Origin of the sequence: Desulfobacter hydrogenophilus, assembly GCF_004319545.1 — a bacterium.
GTDB classification, from domain to species: Bacteria; Desulfobacterota; Desulfobacteria; order Desulfobacterales; family Desulfobacteraceae; genus Desulfobacter; species Desulfobacter hydrogenophilus.
This window is the reverse complement of the sequence record NZ_CP036313.1, coordinates 3,268,484-3,281,575: the sequence shown is the minus strand read 5'-3', so window position 1 is coordinate 3,281,575 and position 13,092 is coordinate 3,268,484. Positions and strand designations below refer to the sequence as shown.

Genomic DNA, 13,092 nt, shown 5'->3' with positions numbered 1-13,092 from the left:
TATGCCGTCTTTTCTTTCCCTTAGAAAAAAGAGTATGGGGTAACTGCATTTCATCCGTGGCGGTGTGGATAATCAAGGTGGGATTCCATTCCTGCTTTGGCTGATGGATACGGATACGGCCGGTCAGAACATCTTCAACAGCTTTGCCACTTCCTTCATCTGGGGGATGACGTTCGCAATGATGGTTACGATATCATCCGCTGAAATTCCGATCTGTTCAATGGCCTGCTGGTGGAACCTGTAAGCCATGCCGTCTGCACCAACGCCCATGCCCATCATCATGCATATACAGTCGGCTATGTAGACTACTATCGTATCTTTGTCCTTTACCGTGTCTTCCCGGGAGAGATGATGATTAGTGATGATCATTACCATTTTGGGAGAAAATTTCCATAAATGGGCCATCATTCCGCCAAGTTCTGCGTGGTCCACGCCAATTACTTTCTTCTCTGCCTCCATGAAGCTGAAATTTTCATTGATAACCAGATTGTAAATTTTTTTATATGCGTTTTTGACATATTTATCCATCACCGTTTTACCAATATCCTTGAGAAGGGCTGCGGTAAATATACTGCACGAATGGGGTAGTCCGAGTTGGAGCGCCAGCTGTTTAGCAATGATGGCTGAGGATACTGAATGTTGCCACAGCGCCCCTTCATGCATATCGTATCCGCCCAGAGGCCCTTGTATTATTTTGGACGCCACTTTCAGCAAGACAAACTCCACAAGCCGGTCTGTGCCCAGCATATTGGCCGCGTCCGAAATGGTCTCAGCAGGGTATTTCAACCCAAAGTATGCCGAATTGGCGATTCGAAGGACATCGGCGGTGATGGCTGGATCATACTGGATAATATTGGTTACATCGTCCATGGTCTTGTTAGGGTCGTCCACAACCTTCAAAAGAGACATGGTCACGGCAGGGATGGGCGTTAAGTTTTTTATTTCCTTGGCCATTTCCTGAAAATTTGTCATAATTCCACCTCGTCTTGTCCCGAAGTTTTCAAAGAGATATGACCGGTAGTAATGTCTATTCTGGCTGTCCGGTTAAAATTACCGCCCACTGCCTGCTTCCAGATGGCAACATTCTCACGGGTCAATATTTGCGTCAGAGCTGTATCATTGCTTTGTCCAACATTAAATCGCCTCTCCTAGTTAATAATTTGGGCACCGCCGGCGACAAAGACCCTGATCCTGGTTTTTTCAGCACCCAGGAGATATGCCTGTTTAAATAATGTGGGAATGCCGGTATCAGCAAACATGATCGGCTGATTTTTTGCTTTGATTTCATCAATGGAAGAGTCCGTCAAAATATAATGGAGTATCCCTCCCACCCTCGTTTCCGGGTCATATACCACAAGCCCGATACCGGAACCAATTGAGGGTGCCACAATGGTATCGCCACCTGATTACAGACTTTCATGTCTCCTATACCTACAATATGTTCCATGTCACCTCAATTTCTTAAAAAGTCGATAGCCCCCCCCTCGGGGGGTGATCTGGAGCGTTTTTTTTTGTGTGTGTCGGGAACGGCACGTGATCTTAAAAGTGAGTCACTTTGTAATGAATTTTAAAGCATTTGACAAGTACTTAGGCCCAGCCGGATGGAGGCGAAGGGGATAGTGGTATGGCAACGAAGTTCCGGTGGCGGTTCTGCAGACTGGGGTCAACGGCCTGGCCGAAGGGTAGTCTTCACCCTTGATTTGGTCTTCCAGATTTTCGATCCAGGTCATCAATAACAAAAGTAGCCAACGCCCTTTCAAAATTGGTTTGGGAGTCCTTAAATACCATTATTGTGGACCTTGGTATTACTTGCTTTTGTCATGGATATTACATGTTATTTTGATTTGGCAGTTGGTCGAATTTGGCAACCTTTTCCAAATTATTGTCCCAATTTGCTTTGTCCCTCCAATAAATATGGCCTTGAGGTTCCATTTGCACATCACTGTCAAGACTTCCGGCTGGAACAACCAACAGATCTCCATCCATCTGTATATTGGGAAGAGCTGATCCACAATTCGAGCAAAAGCTTTTTATATGCCCCTCTGATTTGAAATCAAACGTTTTAGCTTTATCTTTGCCCGATAGCCATATTAACTTAGCTGAAGAAGAAAATAAATTAGCAGCATGTGCTGAGCCAGTATCTTTTCTACAACGTTCGCAATGGCAAAGAAAAAAGCTTTCAAATTCTCCGATTATTTCAAAAGCAATTTCACCACAAAGGCAAGATCCTTTATACTTCATAACATCCCCTAAATTCTGTTTAATTTTAGTGTTTCGATATAGAATCAATTTTTAAGAGGCTTTCTTTTTAACCTTCAGTCAATTGGAGAATATCCTGATTATCGCCTGGGTCGCAACTGGGAATTTGAATCCACGAAGCATATTTTATAGGACGTTACTTTGATCTATTATTGGTGATGGCATCAGAATTTCAAATAGCCCAGTTTAATACCATTATGTTTATCCGGATTTTCCAGGCTGTTTTTCTACCAAATCAAGTGAATGATAGACATAGCCAGCAAAATAATAAAGGTATGTTTTTGATGCTTTTTTAACCATGGGATACGGATTAAACGGGTACCGATTTGACCTCCCATAATAACACCACTGCAAGTTGCAAACAACAAAGATGTCCCATGGGGCCAGGATGCGTTTCCAACCCAGACACTAATGCAGACCAAGATTAGGTAAAATAAAATAGTTACAAACATGATAAATAAACTGGTGGCCACAGCCCGAGATGTCTCCATATTAAGTTTGAGCGTCATATGGGGGATGAGCCAATCCGTATTACCAATACTTAAAAAGCCTGTAAAAAATGAGGAGAAGACAACAACAGGGTAGCTTCTTCTTAAAGGGGGCATAGTGTCACGGGGGATTTTTTCGGCGGCATCCGAATTCTGAGTGTTAAGGGATTGAATGGTTCTCATCAACAGGTAGCCAGCAATAAGTAAAAAGATGTAGAGCAAGAATCGTTCATAGGCCGTAGGTATACAAAAACCCGCTAAAAACCCCAGGGTCACGCCCAGTAAGGCCATAGGAATAAAGCTTGCAGCCTTTTCCATATCCACCATTCCGTAGAAAAGGTAAGTCAATGAGCCAGTACCTTTTCCGGCAATTTGGGTGAATATAGAAATGGCAACCGCTTCGGAGGGTCTGATATCTAAAAAAGTTAAGACTGGTATCCAGAGCACCCCCCCTCCCAGCCCCGCAAACATGACCATGGTTCCCACGGCGATGGCCAACAAATGGACACCTATAAATTGGGAAAGGCTTAATGGAATACCTGTTCCCAGGAATGAAGATATAAAAAAAATATAAATTATATCAATCAGCACCCAAAAGACAAAATATCTTGGGATTTTACGAAGCCAGAACAAAATTTCCATTATTCATAATTCTTTTTGTTTTCACTCTCATTTACTCCCAGATATTTTCCATACTGCCGGGCAATAAAGACAAGAGTGGTTAAAAAAGCGGATAGTCGTACCAGGTGCCAGATCCACCACATACCATTCCATGGGCTTGAAAATGGGAAAATCATAGCGGAAATTCCAAATAGATAAGCCAAACAAGCAAAAAGCAAATCCAGCTTGTTGCCTCTTTGCCGGTACTCCTGATAAAACTTAAATACTGAGGCGATAAACAGAAGGCTTGCTGTTAGGTTGATCAGCACTGCTGCCATGGTAAATTTGCCGTCAAACAAGGGCATAATTCGAGGCACATCGCCCGGAAACAGCAGAGCCCTCAATCCGATTGAAACCGATAAGGTAATAAATCCAAAGTATATAAAACGTAGTTCGTTAAGGCTTCCAAATCGTCGTCTTTTGCAGAACCAGACCGAAGCAAAGAAAAAACTGCCTGATAGACTGGCTACGCTGTGAAGAAAAATAAAAGAATCTCCAAGCCGGCTTATGGCGTGGGCTGTATCAAGTATCCCCATGCTCGCAAATCCTGTCGCCAGCATAACTAAAATAGCATCTAACTTTTCTTTGGATTGGATGAACAGTATTATGGAAATTAGGCAGGAAGTCATACCGCCAAGAGTTTCTATTGTCGAATGTAACTGAAGATGGTGCCACTGGCAAGCATATAGCCTATCAAATAATCCTAACAGCGCACCACCTAAAGCCAGGGCTGTAATCAGAAGTATTTTTGCAGGTGTAATTGAAAACATCCGGTTAAGGCCTCTTGTTAATAAGATTTCGGTTAATATGAGTTTTATATACGTCCCCATTCTTCTTTTTACAAGAAGCGTATTCTTTCCTAATGATTGAAATTTAGGTCCAGCAATTTATAGATCGAATTTAAGGTTATGTAAGGCGAGCTTTTTGTCTATCATCAGTCGCTCGAGCCGATTTAGAATCAGCATTCAATAACATAAGCATTGTGAAGGGCATTTAAAATTTTTCACTGAGGACTATGTCGTAAACAAAATATCATCAATGCCGAATTTAAAACCCCTGACTGTTATTAATGGTCTGGGCCATCAACCCTCTAAAAAGCAAGATCCTGCCCTATACACTACATGGCTATAAATATTAATATTATTTAAATTCGAGTTGTTAGGTCATCATAATATCTGAGAAGTGAAGACTCAAACACCTAGTAGAGTTTACCTACGGCATCCTCCACAGCCCGAACAATCCGGCCGCTGTGCAAAAGTTTTCGAACTACGGCAATATCTGCTGCCAGGAACCGGTCCTTTGTCATGCAGGGCACCTTGCTGCGGATGGTCTCATAGGCGGCCATGGTACCCTTACCGGCCTTAAGGTTCGTGAACATATCAATGGCCTGGGCACCGCATAAAAGCTCAATGGCAATCACCTGTTCGGTGTTTTCCACGATGTCCCGACATTTGCGGGCGGCAATGGCACCCATGGAGACATGATCCTCCTTGTTGGCCGAGGTGGGGATGGAGTCCACGCTAGCCGGATGTGCAAGGACCTTGTTTTCAGAGACCAGGGAAGCCGCGACATACTGGGCAATCATGAACCCAGAATTTAGCCCTGTGTCCTTGACCAGAAAGGCGGGAAGACCTGAGAGCTGGGGATTGACCAGGCGCTCAATCCGGCGCTCGGAGATATTGGCAAGCTCTGCAATGGCAATGCCTAAAAAATCACAGGCCAGGGCCAGGGGCTGACCGTGGAAGTTGCCACCGGAAAGAAATTCTCCGGATTCTGGAAAAATCAAAGGATTTTCCGTGGAGGCGTTCATCTCCACCCGGATCACCCGGTCCACATAACCAAACGCATCCCAGGATGCGCCATGGACCTGGGGGGAACAACGCAAGGTATAGGCATCCTGGACCCTTGAGCAGTCCCGGTGGGAGGATATGATTTCAGAATTCTGGGTGATTTTCATCATATCAGAGGCCACCTTCATCTGCCCTAAATGGGGCCGGGCATTATGAATTCGGGGATCAAAGGCGGTGCGCGTGCCCATCAGGGTTTCAAGACTCATGGAAGCGGCAATATCAGCATGTTTGCAAAGATTTAACGCATCATAAAGGGCAAGGCAGCCCAAAGCAAGCATGAACTGGGTCCCGTTGATCAGGGCAAGTCCTTCCCCTGCACCAAGTTCCAGAGGTTCAATATTTTTTGCAGCCAGGGCCCGGGCGCCGGGCATGCGCACCCCATCCACAAAGGCTTCGCCTTCGCCGATGAGCACCAGGGACAGGTGGGCCATGGGCACAAGGTCTCCGCTGGCCCCCACCGACCCTTTTTCAGGAACCACAGGAATGATACCGGCATTGAGGACATGGGCAAGGATTTTGATCGTTTCAAGGCGCAGTCCGGAATTGCCCCGGCAAAAGTCATTGATCCGCAATGCCATCATGGCCCTGACCACATCATCATCCATGCAGTTACCCACACCTGCGGCATGGGATACAAGAATATTGCGCTGCAATGTTTTTGTATCCTCAAAGGAGATGGGAACATCGGACAATGCCCCGAATCCCGTGGTCACACCATAGATGCACGTGCCCTTTTTAACCCAATCTTCCACCAGGGCCCGGGCCTTTTTAATCCGGGTTTCAGAATTTACGGAAACGGCAGCGGTTCTGCCTTCACGGGCGATGTCTATCAGTTGACCAAGGGTGAAATTCTGCCCATTGAGCTGAACAGGATCATTCATCATGTTTTATTCCTTAGCGGACATGCGGGCGGGACGCCCACGCTCCCGGATATAGCAAAGTGGACAAAATATTTAAGACCCGTTCGTAAAGTGATCCTGAGCAATCTCGATGATTGCTTGACAGGCTTGTTGACTGAATGCATCTACTTGTATAAACAAGCAGTATAAAATTACATCCAAAATGTCAACATTCATAGGGGAGACACACCCATGACCCATGCACAGTCACCCTGGGACATCCTGTCTATTCACGCAGATATTGCCACCATGGCCCAGGGCCGCTACAACATCATCAAAGACGGGGCCATCGGGTGACCAACGGAATTTTCTCGGGGCCCATGCCCTGCCCCCGGAATACAAAGGCCGGACTGATGATTATGTGGATCTGGTCATCAACACCATGCTGCCCAGAATCAAAAGCCAGGGCATTGCCTGTACAGTGGATGTATTCTGCGAATCAATCGGCTTTTCCATAGAACAGACAAAACGGCTGTTTACCGCAGCTACAGACTTAGACCTGCCGGTCAAGCGCCATGCCGAACAACTCTCGGATTCAGGCGGCTCAACCCTTGCCGCACAGTTCAATGCCCTGTCCTGTGACCATCTGGAATACCTTTCCTTAACGACGCAAAGGCCATGGCCCATGCAGGTGTAATTGCCGTGCTTCTGCCGGGTGCCTTTTACATGCTCAAACAAACCCGTCCCCCCCCCTGTGAAAGATCTTATCCGCCTTGGGGTACCCATGGCCCTGACCACGGACCTGACTCCGGGCACAAGCCCGGTGTATGACATGGCCACGGTTATGAACATGAGCTGTGTGCTGTTCGGACTGACCTGCGAACAGGCCCTTGCCGGCGCCACCATCAACGGGGCAAAAGCCCTGGGACTTGGCAAACGCAAAGGACGCCTGGAAACAGGAAAAGATGCCGACTTTGTGCTGTGGAATATTGATGCACCGGCCGACCTGAACTACCAGGTAGGCCTCTGTCTTATAAACGCCGACTTTGTGCTGTGGAATATTGATGCACCGGCCGACCTGAACTACCAGGTAGGCCTCTGTCTTATAAACAAGGTTGTGATTGCAGGCAAAATCGCATATAATATCTAAAAAGGATTATGGTTACTTACAGCCCCCTTTAATTTGGAGAGACGATGCGCATATACGCAGTTGCAGACATTCACGGCAAACCCGAACATATGGAATCCATTTACAGGATTTTAGACCAGTACCAGCCGGAGTTGATGATCGTCCCCGGGGACATGACCCATTTCTTCAACTGGTCCACCGTCCTTTCTCAGCTTGACAGCCTGCCGGTCCCCATTCTGGCGGTCCGGGGAAATACGGATTTAAAACGCATTGAGTCCCGGATAAAAAAAGCCGTCAACATCACACTGCTAACGCAAACGCCCCTTCAGGTCAAAGGCTTTTCTTTTGTGGGAACGTCAGGCACCCTGCCTTTGCCCTTTACCAACAGAATCTGCCTGAATGAAAAAGACCGGCTTGCCGCCCTTCCCTGCCCCATGGAACCGGACACGGTGCTGGTGGTCCATACACCGCCAAAAGGGGGATGTGACCGTGTGGGCAAAAAAGTTCATGCCGGTAGCCGGAATCTGGCCCGGTTTATCAAGGCCGCATCCCCGAGTCTTGTGCTTTGCGGCCATATCCACGAAGATTTTGGGCTTAAAACCCTGCATAAAAGTATCGTCGTTAACTGCGCCATAGCAGGACCAGGATCAGGGGCCATCATTGACCTTGAAAAAAATGAAGCCCCCAAGGTTAATCTCTTGTATCCGGATACGCCACAAAGTTAGACTATGGAAAAAAGCCTGGTTGAAAATTTTATCTGTAAAATGCCGAACATTCACTGTTCAAGCCGTTGCAAACCAAAAGAAAAATTGATAAATAATTAATTTTGATCTATAGTCACCATCGATTTATAGGGATACACTCATTATAGGGATACACTCAAAATCTATAACGGAGGGAACGGATGAAAATTTTTAAAATTATATTATTTATAATTTTCCTGGTGCTTTTGGCTCTTTTCGGCATTCAGAATCAAGAATACTTTCTGGCAAGTACGGCGCTCCACATTGACTTTAAAATATCATCCCTGCACTACACGGTCATGGAACTTCCAAACTGGGCTTATTGGATGCTATGTCTGGTCCTTGGCCTTTTGATCACAGGAATTCGCGGACTTATCACGGCCTTTCGACTGCGCCGCCAGGTTAGAACAAGGGACGAACGGATTGAAAGCATGAAAGGAGAAATTAATTCTCTTCAGACACGCCTTGATATATTTATTCACGATCCTTACATCAAAAAACACCTGGAAGAAGAAGCCCGCAAAGATAAAGAGCAGGCTGCAACCGAGGAAAAGAAAAAGGCCTGAAGTTAACCCCCTTTTGAACATCCATGGTCGAAAAGAAACAAACACCCATGATGGCCCAATATTTAGCCATCAAAGAAACCTGTCAGGACGCCATACTTTTTTACCGGATGGGGGACTTTTATGAGATGTTTCTTGAGGATGCCGTCAAGGCGGCCAGCATCCTTGAAATCGCGCTGACCTCCCGGAATAAAAACGACCCGGACCCCATCCCCATGTGCGGTTTGCCTTACAAGGCAGCCGATCTTTATATTGCCAAGCTCATTGAAAAAGGCTGCAAGGTTGCGGTGTGTGAGCAGGTGGAGGCCCCTTCCCAGGCCAAGGGTCTTGTCAAACGGGAGATTGTCCGGGTCATCACCCCGGGCATGATCCTCAACGATTCCCTACTAGACCGGGGAACAAACAACTTTCTGGTGGCAATCTCCAAAACGTCTGATTATTCCGGTCTTGCCTGCATAGACATCTCCACGGGCAGCTTTACTACCTGCCAGGTAAAACGCACCTCGGGTGTTATCCCATACACTCTTTTAGACGAGGCCTTAAAACTTTCCCCCAAAGAGGTGTTGCTGCCGGACAGCTTCAAGTCTGATCCGGCCATGGCTACCATTAGAAAAGCATTGTCCCACGTTGGAATCACCTATCTGGACAATTATACGTTCCGGCCCGACAATGCCCGGCAGCTTCTGACAGAGCAATTTGCCACCCGCAGCCTTGAAGGATTCGGGATTGAACGTATGCCGGCCTGTATTTCTGCAGCAGGTGCGGCCATCTCCTACGTCCGGGACACCCAGTTGTCGGACACCAGCCATATTTACAAAATCACCCCATATAACCTCAATGACTTTATGGTCATTGACGACAGGTCCTGCAAAAACCTTGAACTGCTGACAAATATCCAGACCCAGAGCCCCAAAGGCTCCTTAATACACATTCTGGACAAAACCGTGACGGCCATGGGCGGCAGGCTGATCAAGCAGTGGATCAGATACCCTCTGGTAGACAAAGACCTGATACGGCAGCGCCTTCATGCCATAGAAGAATTGATTGGCGCACCTGGCATCCACCAGACACTTGGCGATCTTCTTAAATCCGTATATGATCTTGAGCGGTTAGGCTCTCGTATATCCATGGGCCAGGGCAATGCCCGGGACATGCTTTCCCTTAAAAATTCCCTTTCTGTTCTGCCGGATTTGTTCAGGCAGATCAAAACATTTAAAAGCCCAATTCTCAACGGTACCGGCATGGATGGGACGCCGGACCTGGTCCGGGACTTGGAAAAACTGGCCCAATTAATCGGCAAAGCCATCCGGGAAGATGCCGTGCACGTGCTCAACGAAGGCAACCTGATCAACGACGGATACAGCCCGGAACTAGACGAACTGTTGTCCATCACCAGGGACGGGAAATCCTGGATTGCAAAAACGGAAAAAAAGGAAAAGGAAAACACAGGGCTTTCCTCGCTTAAAATAAAATATAATAAGGTGTTCGGTTATTTCATCGAGGTATCAAAAGCCCAGTCTGCCCAGGTACCGGATCATTATATCCGTAAACAGACCCTTGTCAATGCCGAGCGGTTCATCACCCAGGACATGAAAGCGGTGGAAGACACCATATTCAATGCCCAGGAACGTCGAACTGCGCTGGAATATGAAATTTTCTGTACGGTCAGGGAAAAGGTGGCCAAACGGACAAAGGATATCCTGATCATGGCACAGTTTATTGCCGCACTTGACGTGGTCCAGGGACTTGCCAAAGCGGCCGTTGAAAATGCCTATGCAAAGCCTGACATCAATGATGACCGGCGTATTGATATCCAGGACGGCAGGCACCCGGTGGTGGAGAAACTGATCCAGGGTGAGCGGTATGTGCCTAACTCCATTGTTCTGGACGATACCCAGTGCCAGCAAATCCTGATTACCGGTCCCAACATGGCCGGCAAATCCACGGTGTTGCGCCAGGTGGCTTTAACCGTTCTCATGGCCCAGATGGGTTCTTTTGTGCCGGCGGTCAGCGCCTCCATCTGCGTCACCGACCGGATATTCACCCGGGTGGGGGCATTGGACAATCTCTCCTCCGGGCAGAGCACCTTCATGGTTGAGATGGAGGAGACCGCCAATATTGTCAATAATGCCACGGAAAAAAGCCTGGTGATCCTGGATGAAATCGGTAGGGGCACATCCACCTATGACGGCATGAGCATTGCCTGGGCCGTAGCCGAGTACCTGCATGACCTGAATGGTAAAGGGGTAAAAACCCTTTTTGCCACCCATTACCATGAACTGCTCCAGCTTGAAGAAATCAAACCCAGAATCAAAAATTATAATATTGAGGTCAAGGAGTTCAACGACAATATTGTGTTTCTCCGCAGCCTTGTCAAAGGAGGCACCAACCGCAGCTACGGCATCCAGGTGGCACGCCTGGCAGGGGTTCCAGATGATATCATTGACCTTGCCAAATCGGTTCTGGCATCTGCGGAACACCACCCCATGACACCGGCGCCTTCGGTACAGCCCGCTAAAAAGAAAAAAGGATCAAAAAAACGAAACACCAGTGGCCAGATGAGCCTGTTCGGTCCCTCGGACGATGATCTGCGCCAAATGTTGCAAAAAGTGGATATCGCCCAAATGACCCCCCTTGACGCCCTGAACTTTTTAAATGAACTCAAACGCAAGGTTGAGGTATGAACCCTGGGGTTAAACGCATATTCACCGTTTTTATTCCGATTCTAATCTGCTTTTTCCTTTTTACCTGGTCCACGGAAACAGCCCTTGCCGATGCGGCCAAGAAGAGGTACCTTTCAGCAGATACCTGCCTTAAAAAATTAAAACGCTCTACGGTGGATATAAACAAGGTGTCTGCCTGGCTGACCTGCATTGAAAAATACAAATCCATTCACAGGGATTTTACCGGGAATTCCTGGGCACCGGCCGGGTTGTACAAGGCCGCAGAACTCTATTTCCAGCTTGCCAAAAGATCAGGCGATCCCAACTGGAACCGGCAGGCCGATGACCTTATCGCCCGCATTAACCGATCTTACCCCCAAAGCGCATACACTGCCCGGGCCAAAACCCTGGCCGCAGTAAATGCCTCAAGGCCCCGCCGGAATAACAGTAGCGTAAAAATAAAACGGTCTCAAAAAGAGTTGACCCGCAATGATGACGCCATTGCAGCATACCACAGGCAGAAACTGGTCCAGGCCGAAGCGGCCGATACAGGGGAATATCATCAGCCCTCGGATATTGTATCGGATATTATAGAAAAAAACACACAGGATCCGGCGTATTGCGCTCCTGCGACCACAAAACCCAATGATACTGCCCTGCCGCCGCCTAAAGGGGATACAACTATTACGGACTTACGGTTCTGGTCCAACCCGGAATACACCAGGGTCGTGATAAATGCAGACAGAGAGCGAGAATACGCCCACAAGCTTTTGAAAAAAGACCCGGCTCTAAATGTCCCTTTCCAAAGACTGTATGTGGACATTGACCAGGCAAGACTTGGCCGCAATGTACCGGACCACACCCCCATCAACGATGATCTATTAAAGCAGGCCCGGGCCGGCCAATTTACCCCACACACCGTCAGGGTGGTGGTGGATATAAAAGATTTTGATAATTATAAAATATTTTCCTTGAAAGACCCTTTCCGTATTGTCATTGACCTGTGGGGCAAGAACGGCACTGTGCCCATGGACCAAGTTGCCGGTGAAAACACACCCGGAACAAAGCGTTCTGATGAAAAGCCGGACCGCATCACCACGGACAATTTGAAATCGTCGGACATTGCCCGTCAGCTGGCTTTGGGTGTCAGAAAAATCGTCATAGACCCCGGCCACGGCGGCAAAGATCCCGGCGCACCTGGATATATCAAAGGGGTATGGGAAAAGGATATTGTACTCAAACTGGCAACAACCCTTGCAGAGAAACTGCGCAACCGTCTGAACTGTGAAGTTTTGCTTACCCGGACCACAGACCGGAAACTAACCCTGGAGGAGCGCACCGCCATTGCCAATACCAAACGGGCTGACCTGTTTATCTCCATGCACTGCAATGCCGCAAAAAGTAAAAAATTGTCCGGCATTGAAACCTATATTCTGAACCTTGCCACGGATGAACAGGCCATTGCCGTGGCTGCCAGGGAAAATGCCACATCTAGAAAAAACATCTCGGATCTGGCCTATATTCTTAATGATCTGATGAAACATGCCAAGATAGAAGAATCCACACGTCTTGCCAATGACGTTCATAAAGCCATGATCATAGGCATGAAAAAAAAGTACACTAAAATCCGTGATCTGGGAGTCAAACAGGCCCCGTTCTATGTACTGCTTGGGGCACGGATGCCTGCAATTCTTATTGAGTCCTCCTTTCTTTCCAACAAAACCGAATGTAAACGCCTGACAACCAGTTCCTACCGCAATGACATCTGCAACGCCATTGCCGACGGGATAGAAAAATATATCAATGCCACAAATCCCCAGCACATATAACCTGGGCGGACAAAACGCCCCCAGGCGCCGGTGGACAAGCCCCCCGGCAAATACAAAAGGCTGCAAACC

Annotated in this window: 11 protein-coding genes and 1 pseudogene; 6 read left to right on the top strand and 6 right to left on the bottom strand. The window is 47.6% G+C overall.

Annotated features, from left to right (window positions below):
- Positions 1-123: 123 nt before the first annotated feature.
- The 6 genes and pseudogenes from EYB58_RS14560 to hutH all read right to left on the bottom strand — a co-directional run bounded on the left by EYB58_RS14560 (position 124) and on the right by hutH (position 6,141).
- Entirely contained in the window at positions 124-972 is an 849-nt protein-coding gene (locus EYB58_RS14560; protein WP_111957151.1) for an HDOD domain-containing protein, read from the bottom strand.
- A pseudogene (locus EYB58_RS14555) lies at positions 969-1,331 on the bottom strand (chemotaxis protein CheD). The gene EYB58_RS14560 and the pseudogene EYB58_RS14555 overlap by 4 nt, the downstream one beginning before the upstream one ends.
- A gap of 496 nt (positions 1,332-1,827) precedes the next feature.
- Positions 1,828-2,241: a GFA family protein gene (locus EYB58_RS14550; RefSeq protein WP_111957149.1), complete on the bottom strand. Its 414-nt coding sequence runs from the start codon at positions 2,239-2,241 to the stop codon at positions 1,828-1,830.
- Between the two features lie 245 nt (positions 2,242-2,486).
- Positions 2,487-3,389 carry a sulfite exporter TauE/SafE family protein gene (locus EYB58_RS14545; RefSeq protein WP_131072075.1) on the bottom strand — a complete coding sequence of 301 codons (903 nt, stop codon included), beginning with the start codon at positions 3,387-3,389 and terminating at the stop codon, positions 2,487-2,489.
- Positions 3,389-4,177 carry an MASE3 domain-containing protein gene (locus EYB58_RS14540; protein ID WP_111953427.1) on the bottom strand — a complete coding sequence of 263 codons (789 nt, stop codon included), beginning with the start codon at positions 4,175-4,177 and terminating at the stop codon, positions 3,389-3,391. Before EYB58_RS14540 ends, EYB58_RS14545 begins: the two co-directional genes overlap by 1 nt.
- A gap of 428 nt (positions 4,178-4,605) precedes the next feature.
- On the bottom strand, positions 4,606-6,141 hold the full coding sequence (gene hutH / locus EYB58_RS14535) for a histidine ammonia-lyase (RefSeq protein ID WP_111953211.1): 1,536 nt from the start codon (positions 6,139-6,141) through the stop codon (positions 4,606-4,608).
- Between the two features lie 376 nt (positions 6,142-6,517).
- On the opposite strand from hutH, the gene EYB58_RS24030 reads away from it, so the two are divergent.
- The 6 genes from EYB58_RS24030 to EYB58_RS14510 all read left to right on the top strand — a co-directional run bounded on the left by EYB58_RS24030 (position 6,518) and on the right by EYB58_RS14510 (position 13,023).
- Positions 6,518-6,793 (top strand): amidohydrolase family protein, encoded by a 276-nt coding sequence (locus tag EYB58_RS24030; protein WP_242637372.1) that lies wholly within the window; start codon positions 6,518-6,520, stop codon positions 6,791-6,793.
- Positions 6,794-7,246: an amidohydrolase family protein gene (locus tag EYB58_RS24025; protein ID WP_242637371.1), complete on the top strand. Its 453-nt coding sequence runs from the start codon at positions 6,794-6,796 to the stop codon at positions 7,244-7,246.
- A 44-nt stretch (positions 7,247-7,290) separates the two neighbouring features.
- Positions 7,291-7,950, top strand: a complete 660-nt coding sequence (locus EYB58_RS14525; protein ID WP_111953213.1) for a metallophosphoesterase family protein — start codon at positions 7,291-7,293, stop codon at positions 7,948-7,950.
- A 179-nt stretch (positions 7,951-8,129) separates the two neighbouring features.
- Entirely contained in the window at positions 8,130-8,534 is a 405-nt protein-coding gene (locus EYB58_RS14520; protein WP_111953215.1) for a hypothetical protein, read from the top strand.
- A gap of 23 nt (positions 8,535-8,557) precedes the next feature.
- Complete coding sequence (mutS, locus tag EYB58_RS14515; protein WP_111953217.1) at positions 8,558-11,215, top strand: DNA mismatch repair protein MutS; 2,658 nt, start codon at positions 8,558-8,560, stop codon at positions 11,213-11,215.
- On the top strand, positions 11,212-13,023 hold the full coding sequence (locus tag EYB58_RS14510) for an N-acetylmuramoyl-L-alanine amidase (protein WP_111953219.1): 1,812 nt from the start codon (positions 11,212-11,214) through the stop codon (positions 13,021-13,023). The genes mutS and EYB58_RS14510 overlap by 4 nt, the downstream gene beginning before the upstream one ends.
- Positions 13,024-13,092 lie beyond the last annotated feature (69 nt).

Coding starts and splice junctions, on each gene's coding strand:
- EYB58_RS14560 (WP_111957151.1), bottom strand. CDS start 972: ATGACAAATTTTCAGGAAATGGCCAAGGAAATAAAAAACTTAACGCCC.
- EYB58_RS14550 (WP_111957149.1), bottom strand. CDS start 2,241: ATGAAGTATAAAGGATCTTGCCTTTGTGGTGAAATTGCTTTTGAAATA.
- EYB58_RS14545 (WP_131072075.1), bottom strand. CDS start 3,389: ATGGAAATTTTGTTCTGGCTTCGTAAAATCCCAAGATATTTTGTCTTT.
- EYB58_RS14540 (WP_111953427.1), bottom strand. CDS start 4,177: ATGTTTTCAATTACACCTGCAAAAATACTTCTGATTACAGCCCTGGCT.
- hutH (WP_111953211.1), bottom strand. CDS start 6,141: ATGATGAATGATCCTGTTCAGCTCAATGGGCAGAATTTCACCCTTGGT.
- EYB58_RS14525 (WP_111953213.1), top strand. CDS start 7,291: ATGCGCATATACGCAGTTGCAGACATTCACGGCAAACCCGAACATATG.
- EYB58_RS14520 (WP_111953215.1), top strand. CDS start 8,130: ATGAAAATTTTTAAAATTATATTATTTATAATTTTCCTGGTGCTTTTG.
- mutS (WP_111953217.1), top strand. CDS start 8,558: ATGGTCGAAAAGAAACAAACACCCATGATGGCCCAATATTTAGCCATC.
- EYB58_RS14510 (WP_111953219.1), top strand. CDS start 11,212: ATGAACCCTGGGGTTAAACGCATATTCACCGTTTTTATTCCGATTCTA.